Annotated in this window: 13 protein-coding genes; 5 read left to right on the top strand and 8 right to left on the bottom strand. The window is 36.6% G+C overall.

Features of this window, described 5'->3' with window-relative positions:
• Positions 1–756, bottom strand: a complete 756-nt coding sequence (locus tag LGQ90_RS06475; protein ID WP_229339367.1) for a DUF6503 family protein — start codon at positions 754–756, stop codon at positions 1–3.
• Positions 757–916: 160 nt separating this feature from the next.
• On the bottom strand, positions 917–2,806 hold the full coding sequence (gene htpG, locus LGQ90_RS06470) for a molecular chaperone HtpG (RefSeq protein WP_229339365.1): 1,890 nt from the start codon (positions 2,804–2,806) through the stop codon (positions 917–919).
• A gap of 206 nt (positions 2,807–3,012) precedes the next feature.
• On the opposite strand from htpG, the gene LGQ90_RS06465 reads away from it, so the two are divergent.
• Positions 3,013–3,684, top strand: coding sequence for a TetR family transcriptional regulator C-terminal domain-containing protein (locus tag LGQ90_RS06465; RefSeq protein WP_229339363.1), 672 nt, complete (start codon positions 3,013–3,015; stop codon positions 3,682–3,684).
• Between the two features lie 16 nt (positions 3,685–3,700).
• Entirely contained in the window at positions 3,701–5,008 is a 1,308-nt protein-coding gene (locus LGQ90_RS06460) for an ABC1 kinase family protein (protein ID WP_229339361.1), read from the top strand.
• A 119-nt stretch (positions 5,009–5,127) separates the two neighbouring features.
• Here the strand turns inward: LGQ90_RS06460 and LGQ90_RS06455 are convergent, their stop codons facing one another.
• Positions 5,128–7,602, bottom strand: a complete 2,475-nt coding sequence (locus LGQ90_RS06455) for a S9 family peptidase (RefSeq protein WP_229339358.1) — start codon at positions 7,600–7,602, stop codon at positions 5,128–5,130.
• A 135-nt stretch (positions 7,603–7,737) separates the two neighbouring features.
• Between LGQ90_RS06455 and LGQ90_RS06450 the strand changes: the two genes are divergently transcribed.
• Positions 7,738–8,748, top strand: coding sequence for a 3-oxoacyl-ACP synthase III family protein (locus LGQ90_RS06450; RefSeq protein ID WP_229339356.1), 1,011 nt, complete (start codon positions 7,738–7,740; stop codon positions 8,746–8,748).
• A 30-nt stretch (positions 8,749–8,778) separates the two neighbouring features.
• Here the strand turns inward: LGQ90_RS06450 and LGQ90_RS06445 are convergent, their stop codons facing one another.
• The 3 genes from LGQ90_RS06445 to LGQ90_RS06435 form a co-directional block, all read right to left on the bottom strand.
• Positions 8,779–9,021: a hypothetical protein gene (locus LGQ90_RS06445; protein ID WP_229339354.1), complete on the bottom strand. Its 243-nt coding sequence runs from the start codon at positions 9,019–9,021 to the stop codon at positions 8,779–8,781.
• Entirely contained in the window at positions 8,981–9,223 is a 243-nt protein-coding gene (locus LGQ90_RS06440; protein ID WP_229339352.1) for a putative signal transducing protein, read from the bottom strand. The genes LGQ90_RS06445 and LGQ90_RS06440 overlap by 41 nt, the downstream gene beginning before the upstream one ends.
• A gap of 70 nt (positions 9,224–9,293) precedes the next feature.
• Positions 9,294–10,019: a hypothetical protein gene (locus LGQ90_RS06435; protein WP_229339350.1), complete on the bottom strand. Its 726-nt coding sequence runs from the start codon at positions 10,017–10,019 to the stop codon at positions 9,294–9,296.
• A 181-nt stretch (positions 10,020–10,200) separates the two neighbouring features.
• On the opposite strand from LGQ90_RS06435, the gene LGQ90_RS06430 reads away from it, so the two are divergent.
• Complete coding sequence (locus tag LGQ90_RS06430) at positions 10,201–10,767, top strand: fasciclin domain-containing protein (RefSeq protein WP_229339348.1); 567 nt, start codon at positions 10,201–10,203, stop codon at positions 10,765–10,767.
• Positions 10,768–10,902: 135 nt separating this feature from the next.
• Complete coding sequence (locus LGQ90_RS06425; protein WP_229339346.1) at positions 10,903–11,481, top strand: DUF4136 domain-containing protein; 579 nt, start codon at positions 10,903–10,905, stop codon at positions 11,479–11,481.
• 58 nt (positions 11,482–11,539) lie between these two features.
• Here the strand turns inward: LGQ90_RS06425 and pheT are convergent, their stop codons facing one another.
• The gene (gene pheT, locus LGQ90_RS06420) at positions 11,540–13,966 is read right to left on the bottom strand and encodes a phenylalanine--tRNA ligase subunit beta (protein WP_229339344.1); all 2,427 of its coding nucleotides are present in this window, start codon (positions 13,964–13,966) and stop codon (positions 11,540–11,542) included.
• A gap of 136 nt (positions 13,967–14,102) precedes the next feature.
• Positions 14,103–15,011, bottom strand: a complete 909-nt coding sequence (locus LGQ90_RS06415; RefSeq protein WP_229339343.1) for a tetratricopeptide repeat protein — start codon at positions 15,009–15,011, stop codon at positions 14,103–14,105.
• Positions 15,012–15,163: the final 152 nt, after the last annotated feature.

Genomic DNA, 15,163 nt, shown 5'->3' with positions numbered 1-15,163 from the left:
TTATTTCTTTATAATTTCAGAATTCTCTGGAGCCTTAAAGAAATCATTTTCCGGTGAAAAGAAGTTTATATTTGAGATTGTAGCTTCCCCCAGTTTTTCTCCAAAACCATCTTGTGAATTCCAGTTATGAAAGCTCCATTTAGAAGCAATCTCAACATTCTCAATACTCTTATAGTCTGAATAAATGATGGCATGGGGATCTTCTTCGGCCTTTTCCTGTTTCTGCCCGAAAGTAACTATATATGCCGCCGCTTTAAGCCTGTTAGTTTGAGGATCTTTATATACAACATACCAGTCGTCTGGTGAATCCCCTACATTTGATTCAAAACTAAGTCTGGCGGTGTCATATGTAGTGCTATCTATCATTTTTGGTTCCAGTTTCTCCCAGACAGTTCCGGGATCGGTTAATTTAAAAGGCATGGCAAAAAAGTATTGCCAGGTAAAAATATCAAATCTGGCGCCTTCTTTTTTAGCAGAAACTGGGTTAATGTATACGTTCTCGCCATCAAAAACCAGAACACTACCATCTACATTATCTAACCTGACCCTGGAAGAGTTGGTAGTCATGCTAACGGTTCCTTCAAGTCTGGTGTTTCCTCTAAATTTTAAATTAATGTCAAAAGAAACGGCTTCCTTCATCATAAATGCGGTTTTATTATGCGCCTCTTCAATATTTTCTGAAAAGGAAAAAACCTTTGGTGGAGTTGCTCCATCTCCAATACCGTTATCTGGTTCTACAGGGATTTTTTCTTCCATATTATGCTGTTTACAGCTAATAATTGATAGGAATATTAATAGAAATGTCAACTTTTTCATAGCAGGGAATTTTTTTTTAAAAGTACGAAAGAAAAATAGTTATCATAAAAAAACCGCTTCCCAAACGGAAAGCGGCTCCTTATAAATTATTGTTATCCTGTTATTTTACCATATCAAAACTTCTCTTGATAAAACTGGTAAGTTCTTCACCTTTCAGCAGATTTTGAGAAAGTCTGGCCAGGTCTAATGAATGCTTAATAAGACGTTGCTGTTTTTTCTCAGTTTTCGTGTTTAGAATTGTATTGATAAGGTCGTGATTTGTATTTACGACCAGATTATACATTTCAGGCATATTACCCATTCCAAACATTCCGCCGCCTCCGCCGGTTTGTTGCATTTCTTTCATTCTTCGCATAAACTCCGGTTGCGTGATGATCAATGGTGCAGCATTACTGTCCATCGCTTCCATCTGAATGGTATATTTTTCAGCAGGGATCACTTTTTCGAAATCAGCTTTAAGCTGTTCCTTTTCCTCATCTGAAAGTTTAGAGATCTTTTCATCATCCTTTTTAATCAAGTTATCCACATGATCTGAATCTACACGAACAAAGGATATTTTCTCTTTCGAAGTTTCCAGTTTCTGAAGTAAGTGAGAAACAATTGGAGAATCCAACAGTAATACTTTATAACCTTTGTTTTTAGCAGCTTCAATATAACTGTGCTGCTCATTTTCGTTGGAAGCATAAAGAATTACCATATTACCATCTTTGTCGGTCTGGTTTTCTTTGATCGCTTCTTCTAATTCAGAGAAGATATAATATTCACCATCGGTAGTTGGATAAAGGGCAAATTTCTCAGCTTTTTCGAAAAATTTATCTTCGGAAAGCATACCATATTCAATAACGATCTTAATATCGTTCCATTTCTTTTCGAAATCTTCACGATTATTATTGAATAGACTTTTCAGTTTGTCCGCTACTTTTCTGGTAATATAACTGGAGATCTTTTTAACAGCTCCATCTGCCTGAAGGTAGGATCTGGATACATTTAGAGGGATATCGGGAGAATCTATGACTCCGCGTAACATGGTAAGAAATTCTGGTACAATTCCTTCCACATTATCGGTCACATAAACCTGATTTTGGTACAGTTGGATCTTATCTTTCTGAACATTCATATCCTGAGTCATCCTGGGGAAATAAAGTATCCCGGTAAGATTGAAAGGATAATCAACATTTAGGTGGATATGGAAAAGCGGTTCCTCAAATTGCATAGGATACAATTCCCTGTAGAACTCGTTGTAATCTTTCTCTTCAAGATCTGTAGGTTGCTTTGTCCAGGCCGGTTCCGGATTATTGATAATATTATCAACGGTTTTAGTTTCTGGCTTAGCATCCTCTTTTGCATCTTCTGGAAGGGGTAAAGTTTCTTCCTTCGTTCCGAATTTGATCGGAATTGGCATAAACTTATTGTACTTCACCAGTAATTCCTGAATTCTATTCTCCTTAAGAAATTCCTTATCCTCCTCATTAATATGAAGAATGATCTCGGTACCGTGTGTTTCTTTATTGCCTTCTTCCAGGGTAAATTCAGTAGTTCCTTCACAAATCCAGTGAGCTGCCGGTTCGTCCTTATGAGACTTGGTAATTATTTCTACTTTATTAGCTACCATAAAGGCAGAGTAGAATCCAAGTCCAAAGTGACCAATGATTCCGCTATCTTTTGCTGAGTCTTTATATTTTTCAAGGAATTCTTCTGCTCCAGAGAAAGCTACTTCATTGATGTACTTTTCAACTTCCTCTTTTGTCATACCTATACCCTGATCTATTACGTGAAGGGTTTTGTTCTCCTCGTTGATCTTTACCTCAATAAAAGGGTTTACGTAATCTACATTTGCTTCCCCAAGAGCGCTTAAATGTTTAAGTTTTAAGGTAGCATCGGTTGCATTTGATATAAGCTCCCTCAAAAAGATTTCATGATCACTGTATAAAAACTTCTTGATGAGCGGAAAAATGTTTTCAACAGATACATTTATTTTTCCGGTTGCCATATTTTAAAATTTAATTTTGATTCATACTCCCTATTTCAAAAAAAATACCATTCACGATTCGCTGTCAAACTGGCACCTGTAATTTATAGGCTTGACACACGTCTAAACAACCGAATTCATTGAAGAGGAAATATTTAACAAAGTTTTGTTTAAAGTTTTTTAAAATAAATTAAACAAAGTTGTATTTTTGAAAAGAAGAAAGAATTATGGCAAAGAAAACAGCAAATAGTAAAGTGAAGAAAAAACCCGATGCAGATACATTGATCGCAGTTTATATGGACTATGTACTGGAGCATGAAAAAACACCAAGGAGCGTTTATAAATTTGCGAAAGACAATGATATGACCGAGCAGGATTTCTATAAATTTTATGGAAGTTTTGAAGGTTTAAGAAAAGCGATCTGGGACAGGTTTTTTGAAAACGCGATGGAGGTAATGCAAAAATCTAAAGAGTATGCAACTTTCTCTAACCGGGAAAAGCTACTCACTTTTTTCTATACCTTTTTTGAAGTTCTTACAGCGAATAGAAGTTATGTACTCTACACCTTGAGTGAACATGAAATGCCACTCAAGAATTTAGATCAACTTAAGAATTTGCGTAAGCGAATTAGAAGTTATGCAAAAACACTGATTCAAGACGGTAATAGCGATAAAACTCTAAAGCTTTTTCAGCAGAATGAAATGATCTTTTCTGAAGGAGTCTGGGTACAGTTCTTATTCTTATTGAAATTCTGGATGGACGACAATTCTGCAGCCTTTGAAAGTACAGATGTCGCTATAGAAAAATCTGTAAATACAGTTTTCGACCTTTTCGATAACACTCCTTTAGAAAGAGTAGTAGATCTGGGTAAATTTCTGTGGAAAGAACGAATGGCATAAGTTAGAGAAGAGATAGATGAAAACCATAGACAATATACCTACAGGAAAAATAGGCAGAACCGGAAAACTGGTTCAGACCGGTGTAAAAATAGGCGGTAATTACCTGAAGTATTACGGTAAAAAAGCTTTTAATTCTGAATTGACAAGAGATGAACTTGATGAAGATAATGCAAGTGATATTTATGATGGTTTAAAAAGTTTGAAGGGTAGTGCCTTAAAGGTAGCGCAGATGCTTTCTATGGAGAAGAACTTATTGCCAGGGGCTTATGTGGAAAAATTTAGTTTGGCGCAATTTAGCGTTCCTCCACTTTCAGCACCATTGGTAAGAAAGACATTCAAAAAGTATAATGGAGAATATCCTGAAAATTTATATGATACGTTTGCAACTCAATCGGTAAATGCAGCCAGCATCGGACAGGTGCATAAGGCTACAAAAGATGGGAAAAAACTTGCTGTGAAAATCCAATATCCGGGAGTTGCAGACAGTATCAGTTCAGATCTGGCCATGGTAAAACCAATTGCCTTGAAGATGTTCAATATGCAGGCTAAGGATTCTGAAAAATATTTTAAAGAAGTAGAGGGAAAACTGCTTGAGGAAACAGATTATATTCTGGAAGTAAAACAGAGTAAAGAAATTTCTGAAGCCTGTGCGCATATCCCTAATCTGAAATTTCCTAAATATTACGAAGCGCTGTCCAGCGAGCGTATTATTACCATGGATTGGATGGACGGTGTTCATTTAAGTGAATTTGGCAAAGTAAATGATGATCAGGAACTAGCGAATAAAGTTGGACAGGCATTATGGGATTTCTATATGTTTCAGATACATGGTTTAAAACAGGTTCATGCAGATCCTCATCCGGGAAATTTTATGGTGGATAAAGATCATAACCTTATCGCCATAGATTTTGGATGCATAAAACAGATCCCGGAAGATTTTTACGATCCATATTTTTCTCTGACAGATAGAGCAAATTTAAATAATAAGGAATTCTTTTTCGAAAGACTTCTGGAGCTTGAGATTCTAAATGAAAGAGATACGGAGAAAGAGAAATTATTCTTTTCAGAAATGTTCTATGAAATGTTTAGTATGTTCTCTACTCCTTATCAAGAAGAAAGATTTGATTTTACAGATGAGAAGTTCTGGCAGCATCTTTCAGAATTAAGTGAAAAATATTCAAAAGACCCTGAATTGCGAAGAATGAATGGAAATAGAGGAAGTAGACATTTTCTCTATATGAGTAGGACCTTTTTTGGCCTTTACAATCTATTACATGATCTTAAAGCAAATGTTGAAATTAATAAGTTTAGAGTGTATCTCTAATGGTTGATTTATTGGTTAGGTTGTTAGGAAGCGTAGTCGATCCCAATTGACTGCGCTTCCTTAGTTAAACAAAAAACCCGGCAATTTGCCGGGTTTTTTGTTTTGTATTTGCAGCGCTTTTAATTTCCCGGACTTTCTTCAGGCATTATCATTTCATCTGCTTTTTCTTCATTTTCCTTTTTATTCTTCACATATTTTTCCAGCCATTGGTCTTGTTCCCAAAGTACATGCAATACAGATTCCTTGGCGCTATATCCATGACTTTCCTTTGGCAGCATTACCAGCCTGGCCGTTGCCCCAAGTCCTTTTAAAGCATTAAAATAACGCTCACTTTGCATTGGGTAGGTTCCTGAATTATTATCGGCTTCCCCGTGTATAAGCAACAAAGGAGTTTTCATCTTATCGGTATGCATAAAAGGAGACATGGTATTGTAAACCTCGGGAGCTTCCCAGTAACTTCTTTCCTCACTTTGGAACCCAAATGGAGTAAGCGTTCTATTGTAAGCGCCGCTTCTGGCGATTCCCGCGGCAAAAAGATCTGAATGAGATAATAAATTAGCGGTCATAAAAGCACCATAACTGTGCCCTCCCACGGCAACCCTATCTCTGTCTACATATCCCATTTCGTCCACTGCATCTATGGCAGCCTTTGCATTTGCTACCAGTTGCTTTCTAAAAGTATCATTTGGCTCCTCATCTCCCTCACCCACAATAGGGAAAGAAGCATCGTCCAGGACCACATACCCCAAATTCACCCAGTAAATAGGAGAACCGTAATAAGGATAGGTAAAGTCATTTGCATTGGAGGTATTCTGGGAAGCAGAATTTTTGTCTTTAAATTCACGCGGATAGGCCCACATCAACATTGGTAACTTCTCGGGGTTCTCTTTGTCGTAACCAGCGGGAAGATATAAGGTGGCATTCAGTTCCAGGCCATCCTCACGTTTATAAGTGACCACTTCTTTACTGACATCTTCCAGACTTTTGAAAGGATTTTCAAATGAGGTGATCTGGGTTAAATTATCATCTGAGGCTATATCTCGAATGTAATAATTAGGATATTCAGTAGAGGCTTCAATTCTAACTAAGATTTTTCCTTCTTCGATATCCAGTGCTTCTACAAGGCTTTCTTTTTTGTCCTCAAATTTAGATTGATATAATCTTTTGGTATCTCCATCTTCAAGATCAATTTTATCTACAAATGGATACTGTCCCTCTTCAGTAAAACCTGATCCTAATAAAAATGCATTTTCACCATCAAGTTTTAGAATACTTCTTCCGAATTTATTCTTTGCCGTAACAAAACTCCCGGGATCACTGTAAACATCCTGGTAATTTCTGTCAAAAATGATTTCGGGATTTTCTGAAGAATCTGAAGGATCAAAAACATATGTTTTTGTATTTCGCGTATTCCACCAGTAGTCTGTTGCCAGAGCTATCTCATCATCTCCCCATAAAATTCTGCTACCTCTGTTCTTTACTTTTAATAACGATTTGCCTTCCCCTTTAAAAGGAGCTTCTAACTGGAAGAATTCATCCCGGTATTCGGCTTCTACTTCAGGATCTCCACCATCCAGCGCAGTTACATACACTAAAGTAGCTGGTTTGTCATCCCGCCACTGAAAATCTCTTTTTCCTTCACGTTCCGCCATAAAACCTTTTGGAAGGTCTTCAATAAGTGGAACATCATTGATCATATTAACCAATTTTCCTGAAGCATCATAAATATTGGTTTCGGAAGGGAACCTGTAATATGGAACCAAATATGAAAATGGTTTTTTAATATTGGTTATCATCACATATTTTCCATCTGGTGAAAAGGAAATATCGCTGTACATTTTGGGAGCCATCCATTTGGAGGTAGTTCCGTCAAGATTTACTTTTACCAGTTCAGATCTTGCCAGTTGTTCAAAATTATATTCATCATTTGGATTTTTGAGCAGATCCTGATAAGTTCTGTTCTGAGCTTCTTTTCCATCGCTTACCGAAATGGTAGGGCCCGTAGGTACTGAAGTTTCAGTATCAATTAGTTTTTCTCTGTCTGAGGGAAGCATGGTAACTAGTAAAGCAGAATTATCTCTGAACCAGTTAAGAGTACTTCTCATATTTGCATTCAGGGTTCCTTCGGTTAATTTTTTTGCCAAAGCATTTTTAATGTCTAAAACCCAAAGTTCTACTCCTTTATCAGTAGTATGGGTGAAAGCGATCATAGATTCATCTGGGGACCAGCTGAAATTTGTAAGTCTCGGTGCTTCTGGAAGACCAGTGACATTTTTAGGTTGATCTCCATCTACAGGCTTAACCTTTAAGTCATTGTAATATCTTGCCCTGCTATTTATATTGGTAACAGGGTTAATTCTTAATCCGCCCAGGCGCATTTCTTCTTCACTCAATTCTGCTATACTTTTAAACTGATCCCGATATAGAAAGATCATCATTTCAGCATCACTATCTATAAGAGTTGCGGGAGCAAGCGGTACGTCAATAAGATCCAGGATCTCTTTGGGTGGTTTTTGATAATCCAGGTTTTCCTGGGCAAACATTCCCGAAATAAACAGGAACATGGCCGAAAGACAAATAAAAAGTCGGTTCATAAATAAAATTTTAGATGAAAGTTTAAGGACGGCAGCTACATTTGGAATGTTAATGTTTATTATATTGCGCGTCTGTTTTTTTACATTTTGCTTAAATTTAATAAGAATAATTTTTAATATCATAATAAATCGTCCATGTATCAAACAAAAATTGCAGGATTAGGAAAATATGTCCCGGAAAATGTGGTCACAAATGATGATCTTTCAAAATTGATGGACACTAATGATGAGTGGATCACCGAACGTACCGGAATCAAAGAAAGAAGACATATTAAAAAAGGCGATGGAAATACTACAGCCACAATGGGAGTTAAAGCTGCCAAAGTTGCTATAGAACGTTCAGGAATCTCTAAGGATGACATAGATCTTATTGTTTTCGCAACTTTAAGTCCAGATTATTACTTCCCTGGTTGCGGGGTTCAGGTTCAGGAAATGCTGGAAATAGATACATGTCCGGCGCTTGATGTTCGCAATCAATGTAGTGGTTTTATCTATGCTGTTTCTGTAGCAGATCAATTCATTAAAACCGGTATGTATAATAACGTGCTGGTAATTGGAAGCGAGAATCATAGTGGAGGCCTTGACTTTACGGACAGGGGCCGCTCCGTATCTGTAATTTTTGGAGATGGGGCAGGTGCCGCTGTGCTAACAAGAAGTGATCATAATGGACAGGGCATACTTTCTACCCATTTACATTCTGAAGGGAAGCATGCTTTGGAATTATCTTTAAAAGGTCCAAGTACAAATTACTGGGTCACTGAGATCATTGCAGATAATCCGCAGGGAGAGGATATTCCTTATTATCCTTATATGAACGGGCAATTCGTCTTTAAAAATGCCATTCAGCGTTTTTCTGAAGTAATTAACGAGGGATTAAAGGAAAATGGTCTGGAAGTTTCCGATATAGATATGCTTATTCCTCATCAGGCGAATCTTAGAATTTCTCAATTTGTTCAGCAGAAATTTAAACTTGCAGATGATCAGGTATATAATAATATTCAGAAATATGGTAATACCACTGCGGCATCAATTCCCATTGCATTAACTGAAGCCTGGGAAGAAGGAAAAATAAAAGAAGGTGATATAGTAGTGCTTGCTGCTTTTGGTAGTGGTTTTACCTGGGGAAGCGCCATTATAAAATGGTAATAAATAAAGGCCGGGTTAACCCGGCCATTTTTATATTCCTTTATAGTATTTATAGAGATCATAGATCCCGAAAATGATAAAACCAACGGCTAGAATAATTCCGAAGGTATCAGATTCCTGTAACTGCGTTTTTTGGTAAAGTCTGAAACTTCCATACCCCAGGAAGACAATTCCCAGTACTAAATTCCAGATGTTTCTTTGTGGTTTTTGTTCTTCAGTACTAATTTCCTGATCATTTATTTGTAAAGTCTTTAGGAAAGGTTGTTTTCGCAATTTTTACGGCTTCTTCGTAATCCTTATTAAATACAAATAATAAAACCTGTCCTGGCGTGGAGCCAAAACCTGCCCTTATACTTGATTCAAAATCGTTTCTAACCCGGGAATGTATTCCTGATTTTTCAAATAATTCCTGAAGATATTGAACATTGGTATCTGGACCGGTGTATACTCTTTTATAACTTTCGTCTTCACTCATTTTATATAATTTATCTATCTAAATTACAAATATGCGGCAGGCTATGATAATTTTTTAGTCTGAAATTAACTTATGCATTATAATATTTGCTATTCCAGATCTCTGTACTGAAATTTTTACCCATCTTAAATCCATAAAAAATAGATAGTCCTGCAAACCATTTAAAGATAAAAAAGAAGATCATAAAAAATTGAGTGGTAGATTGCTGTGGAGTGAAAAGACCGTCAGGAATAATCAGGGCAGTTAAGAAACTTGTTGCCAACAACAGCACAACAAAATTTTCCAGGGTTTTAAAAGGCCACATTATCAATTTTCTAAACGGATGAAGATCATTACCCCATTTGTGAACAAGATAGTAGTAATCATTCCCTATAGGTACAAAAAGCAGGGGATCATCAGCATTTTCCAGTTTGAAAAGTTTGGAGGGTGCAATAATTTTAAATCCTTTAAGGCTAGTATCATGATTTTTCTCCAGCTCCTTGATTTCCATAAGCGCTTCATAAGGAATCTTTGACTTAAAGAAACGGGAGTCCAGGAATCTCAATCTATAATTCACACATATTTTATAAATATCATCCAGATGAAAGATGCGATCTGTTTCCATTAGATCGAAATCAAAATGATTGTAGTCTGAACTATTTCCTTGTTGTAATTCCTGTTGGATAGTTTCGTCCCTGGCATCAGTTTCCGCCAGAATCAACCTGACCTCATTAATGATTTTCTCTTCACTGGTACTTTTATTTCGAACTTTTAATAGTTGCTGCTCGATATTGGTACGGGGAAAGTTCAACTCCATTTTCTTTTTCTTTAGCATCACTAAATTAGACAATTAGGTTTAGAATAGCAATTGAAAAGTTTTTAAAAGTTCATTCTGCCAAGCCTCTACAGAAGTTAATTCTAAGCCAATTAGCGGTCATTTAAAAACTGTTTATGGCTTCTCCTCGTAATTTTATATATAAATAATCAAACCCTTAATTATGAAAAATCTAAGATTTTTAACTATTCTAAGTATGTTCCTTTTAGTTGGAACAATTGCAATTGGTCAGAATAAAATGGCTGAAACTAAAATGGTAGGTGGAGCAGAAATGTATCCTACTAAAAACATTGTAGAGAACGCCGTAAATTCTAAAGATCATACCACGTTGGTTGCTGCGGTTAAAGCTGCGGAATTGGTGGATATCCTAAAAAGTGAAGGACCTTTTACAGTTTTCGCTCCTACAAATAAGGCTTTTGAAGCACTTCCTGCCGGAACTGTTGAAACTTTACTGAAAGAAGAAAATCAAAAAAAGTTACAGGCTGTTCTAACCTATCATGTATTGGCCGGAGATTACAAGGCTGCTGATATTGTTGCTGCCATTAAAAAAGGTAATGGTAAAGCTAAATTCACTACCGTTAATGGAGCTGAAGTTTGGGCAATGTTAGATGGTGATAAGGTGAAACTTAAAGGAGCTGCTGGAAATGTTGCAACGGTAACCATGGCAGATGTGAATCAATCTAATGGAGTAATTCATGTAATTGATTCCGTGATCCTACCTTCTAAATAAGAAGAAATTCTGAATAAAGTTTAGAAAAAGCGGCATTAGGCCGCTTTTTCCGTTAAATAAACGTCAAATAAGCTGCAGTCTTTTGTTATTGCACACTTTGAAGTTATTTTGAGACAAATAAAAAATTTTAATGCTATGAAATTTTTAAAAGCCAATTTATTAATTCTGTTTACAGTACTAATCGCATCCTGTGGGTCTAGTGGACCTACCGTGAAGGATGATGTAAAAAAATTAAAGTCCTATGATTCCTATGCGTATCTGCCAAATAAGGATACCATCATCAACCGGGATTATGACAATAATGCAATTAATCAAAATATAATTGAAACCATAAACGCTAATATGCGTGAGAATGGATTTCGCCTGGATAAAATGCAACCGGATGTATTGGTATATGTTCATACCATGTTTGATGAAAAGGTGGCAGTAAATGCCAATCCTGTTTACACCAATTATTCTTATTACCGTCCCGGACTCTATATTGGGCCTTACTACCAGGATTCTTTATATGAGAACTATTTTACGATTCAAAGAATAAATGGGCCCAGAGTTCAGCAGGTGCCCTACAGAGAAAGATCCCTGGTAATCGACTTTATTGATAGGCGAACCAACGAAATCTTGTGGAGAGGTACTTCAGATGAAACCATTCAAACCCGCAGGTTAGATCGTGAAACAAGGGAATATATAGATGATATTTTTAAAGAACTCTTTTAAGGTATTTATATAAATATTAGAATAAAAAAACCGTGTGAAATCTCACACGGTTTTTTTATTATCTCAATTCAGCATTGAGTTCTTTTTCAAATCTCTGCTGAAGTTTATTCATCATTTTGTCTACCTGTTTATCGGTAAGCGTTTTGTTTTCGTCCTGGAAGGTGAAACTTACCGCATAACTCTTTTTGCCTTCTGGAAGATTCTTGCCTTCATAAACGTCAAATAGGTTCACATCTGTAAGCATTTTCTTTTCAGATTGTCTGGCGATCTGCTCGATCTCTTCGTAAGTAACAGATTGATCCAGTAAAAGCGCAAAATCTCTTCTTACCCTTGGGTATTTTGGAATAGGAGAGAAGCTCGTTTTTTGATGTTTTGTCATTTCAATTACTTCATCCCAGTTGAAATCTGCAAAGATCACTTCCTGTTCAATATCGAACTTTTTCAGGATAGATTTCTTTACCACCCCAAATTCTACAAGTTTCGCTTTTTTGCTGCTTAGTTGAAGGCCTTCAGAAAAGATATCGCTTTTCACAGCTTTACTTTTTAGGTTGGCGATTCCAAGTTTTTCGAAAATGGAATTGATCGTTCCTTTTAAGAAAAAGAAATTTCCTTTTCCGGCAAGACCATTCCAGCTTTCAGAAGTTCTTTCACCTGAAATAAACAGGGAAAGATGTTTGTTCTCTTCTCTTCCGCTAACATAAGAATGGTAAGTTTTTCCAAATTCGAAGATCTTAATATTATTTCTTTTTCGGTTAATATTATAGCTGATTGCTTCCAAACCGGAAAATATCATACTCTGTCTAAGCACGGAAAGATCCTGGCTTAAAGGATTCAGCATTTCAACCTGATACTCATCTTTTAGCTCCTCGCTTAGGTTATTATATTTAGCGGTGGTTAGAGAATTGGCCATTGTTTCATAGAATCCCTGGCCTATAAGCTGTCCCGCGATGAGGTTCTGGATTTTATAATCTTCAAATCTTGACGAATTCGCCACAGAAAGACTAAGCTTATCTCCAAACTTGATATTATTATAACCGTAGACTCTAAGGATCTCTTCTATCACATCAGATTCCCGCTGAACGTCTACTCTGTAAGAAGGAATAGTAAGTCCCATCCCGGTTTCAGTAACATTATTTACACGAATCTCCAGAGACGCAAGAATAGACTTTATGGTTTCTTCTTCCAGGTTTTCTCCAATAAGTTTGTTGACCTTCTCGAAGGTTAGAAATACCTGGAAATCTTCAATCTTGTTAAAGTAAAGATCATCAATATCACTGGTAATTTCTCCGCCGGCTATTTCTTTGATAAGAAGTGCGGCACGTTTAAGAGCAAATTCTACAGAATTGATATCTATTCCTCTTTCAAATCTAAAAGAGGCATCTGTATTTATCGCATGTCTTTTTGCGGTTTTTCGAACACTAACGGGATTAAAGTATGCACTCTCTAAAAAGACCTGAGTAGTATTTTCAGTCACTCCGCTTCCAATGCCTCCAAACACGCCAGCAATACAAAGAGGTTTTTCTGCATCACAGATCATTAGGTCTTCTTCGTGCAATTCCCTTTCAATTTCGTCCAGCGTGGTAAACTTGGTTCCGCCTTTCAAAGTTTTTACCTGGATCTCATTCCCGGCGATCTTTCCGGCATCGAACGCGTGAAGTGGTTGTCCCAGATCATGCATTACAAAATTTGTGGCGTCAACCACATTATTTTTTGGAGTAAGACCAATTGCTTTTAATCTATTCTGAAGCCATTTTGGAGATTCTCCTACCTTGATCTCAGACAAGGTCACCCCGCAATATCTTGGTGCTAAATTTGAATCCTCAACTTTGATCTGAATTTTAAGACTGCGGTTGTCCACATGAAAACTACTCACAGAAGGCGTGATTAATTCCAGGTGTTTACCCATTTGCTGGTAACCCGCTTTTAAATCTCTGGCAACACCCCAGTGGCTCATGGCATCTGCTCTGTTAGGAGTTAAGCCAATCTCAAAAACTTCGTCATTTTCAACTTCAAAGATATCGGCAACTTTGGTTCCTGGAACCAGCTCATTATCCATCACCATAATTCCTTCATGGCTTTGTCCCAGACCAAGTTCATTTTCAGAACAGATCATTCCTAAACTTACTTCTCCACGAATCTTTCCTTTTTTGATCTCCCAGGATTCTCCTTTTTCATCATAAAGCAGCGTTCCAATAGTTGCAACCGGAACTTTTTGTCCGGCTCCAATATTCGGAGCGCCACAAACTATTTGAACCTCTTCACCATTTCCTATATTTACCTTTGTAAGCTGTAACCTATCGGCATTAGGATGTGCTTCGCAACTTAAAACGTGACCAACAACCACCCCTTCAAGACCTCCTTTGATACTTTGAAAGCTGGAGATACCTTCAACTTCCAGACCAAGGTCAGTTAATAATTCTCCGGTTTTCTCAGCTTCTTCAGGTAATTTAATGAACTGTTTAAGCCAGTTATATGAAATCTTCATGGATAATCTTTTTCAGGCAGCAAAGATAGTATTACGAATGGTTTTGTCATAATCTGAAAAATAATTTTGTTTTGAGGAATGTTCATAAAAAAAGAGGTGATCACACCTCTTTCATTTTTCGGGATAAAATTTAATTTTATCCTTTCTTTTTCAAATTCATGCTTCTAACTTTTTCCCAGCCAGAATCCTTTGAATTGTAGGTGATCCACTCAACTTCATTTGATTTTTTCTGAATATCATGTCTCACTTCAACTTCTTCATTATTATCATTGGTATATTTTTCAATCATTTCGAAATGATCTGGTTCAACCTCTTTTAACTGCATTTTTGAGTTATAGATGCCGTTTGGTTGATCTCTTCTCATAAAGGCTACATCAAATTCATCCTTTACAGGATTATACACCATCACTCTTTTGCAGCAGGGTTTTTTTCCGGGTGTATCGTGATCTACTATCATGATTGATCCGCTGGAATCAAATGAGATATTATTTGAACTTTTTGAGCTGTTCACTTCTTCACCATTTTGGAAAACTTTGGTTTCATTATCCCAGTTTCCCACTAAGAAATTCATTTGCTTGTCTTTGTTGTCCAGAATAGCCAGTTTAGCCTTTCCCGCCTCGATAATCAGGTCATTTTGTTCATGATTGGTTTTCTCAGCGATAGCAATAGATTTTTCTATATACTTTCTTGCTTCCTCTTTTTTATCCATTTCTAAAAGAAGGTCTGAATATGAATCATAGGGATTTGCTTCATCAGGATATTCTTCTATTTGCGCTTTTAGTAGCACTTCTGCAGATTTTAGATCTTCTTCTTCCTGCATTAAGCGATAAGCAAGGACATTCAAAGGTTCAGCCATCCCTTCGTACTCTTTGTTATTGTTACTTTGTTGGTAAATTTTTAGAACCTCTTTTACTCCCTTGTCTTTATAAGCGTCATAAAGTGTAGTCCCCATGTCATCTTCAGCTCCGTTTTGAGCTATTAGGGAGGTAGTAAAACAAATTAGCATTAAGCTAATACCCAGTTTAATTTTAGTAATTGCACTCATAATTTCAGTTTTTATTGATTGTAAATAATTCCAATAATGATGAATTGAGGCAACTTTTGTAGGTAAAAAGAAATGGAGCTAAAACTTAAAGAATAGTAGGATTATCTTTTTTAACCGGGGAAGTGGTTTAAAGATACTTAAAAAGTGTTTAC

It is taken from the genome of Christiangramia sediminis (assembly GCF_020552705.1).
Lineage (GTDB): Bacteria > Bacteroidota > Bacteroidia > Flavobacteriales > Flavobacteriaceae > Christiangramia > Christiangramia sediminis.
This window is presented reverse-complemented; position numbering and strand designations above follow the sequence as displayed.

Excerpts from the sequence above, each read along its gene's own strand:
- LGQ90_RS06475 (WP_229339367.1), bottom strand. The coding sequence starts at position 756 with ATGGAAGAAAAAATCCCTGTAGAACCAGATAACGGTATTGGAGATGGA.
- htpG (WP_229339365.1), bottom strand. The coding sequence starts at position 2,806 with ATGGCAACCGGAAAAATAAATGTATCTGTTGAAAACATTTTTCCGCTC.
- LGQ90_RS06465 (WP_229339363.1), top strand. The coding sequence starts at position 3,013 with ATGGCAAAGAAAACAGCAAATAGTAAAGTGAAGAAAAAACCCGATGCA.
- LGQ90_RS06460 (WP_229339361.1), top strand. The coding sequence starts at position 3,701 with ATGAAAACCATAGACAATATACCTACAGGAAAAATAGGCAGAACCGGA.
- LGQ90_RS06455 (WP_229339358.1), bottom strand. The coding sequence starts at position 7,602 with ATGAACCGACTTTTTATTTGTCTTTCGGCCATGTTCCTGTTTATTTCG.
- LGQ90_RS06450 (WP_229339356.1), top strand. The coding sequence starts at position 7,738 with ATGTATCAAACAAAAATTGCAGGATTAGGAAAATATGTCCCGGAAAAT.
- LGQ90_RS06440 (WP_229339352.1), bottom strand. The coding sequence starts at position 9,223 with ATGAGTGAAGACGAAAGTTATAAAAGAGTATACACCGGTCCAGATACC.
- LGQ90_RS06435 (WP_229339350.1), bottom strand. The coding sequence starts at position 10,019 with ATGGAGTTGAACTTTCCCCGTACCAATATCGAGCAGCAACTATTAAAA.
- LGQ90_RS06430 (WP_229339348.1), top strand. The coding sequence starts at position 10,201 with ATGAAAAATCTAAGATTTTTAACTATTCTAAGTATGTTCCTTTTAGTT.
- LGQ90_RS06425 (WP_229339346.1), top strand. The coding sequence starts at position 10,903 with ATGAAATTTTTAAAAGCCAATTTATTAATTCTGTTTACAGTACTAATC.
- pheT (WP_229339344.1), bottom strand. The coding sequence starts at position 13,966 with ATGAAGATTTCATATAACTGGCTTAAACAGTTCATTAAATTACCTGAA.
- LGQ90_RS06415 (WP_229339343.1), bottom strand. The coding sequence starts at position 15,011 with ATGAGTGCAATTACTAAAATTAAACTGGGTATTAGCTTAATGCTAATT.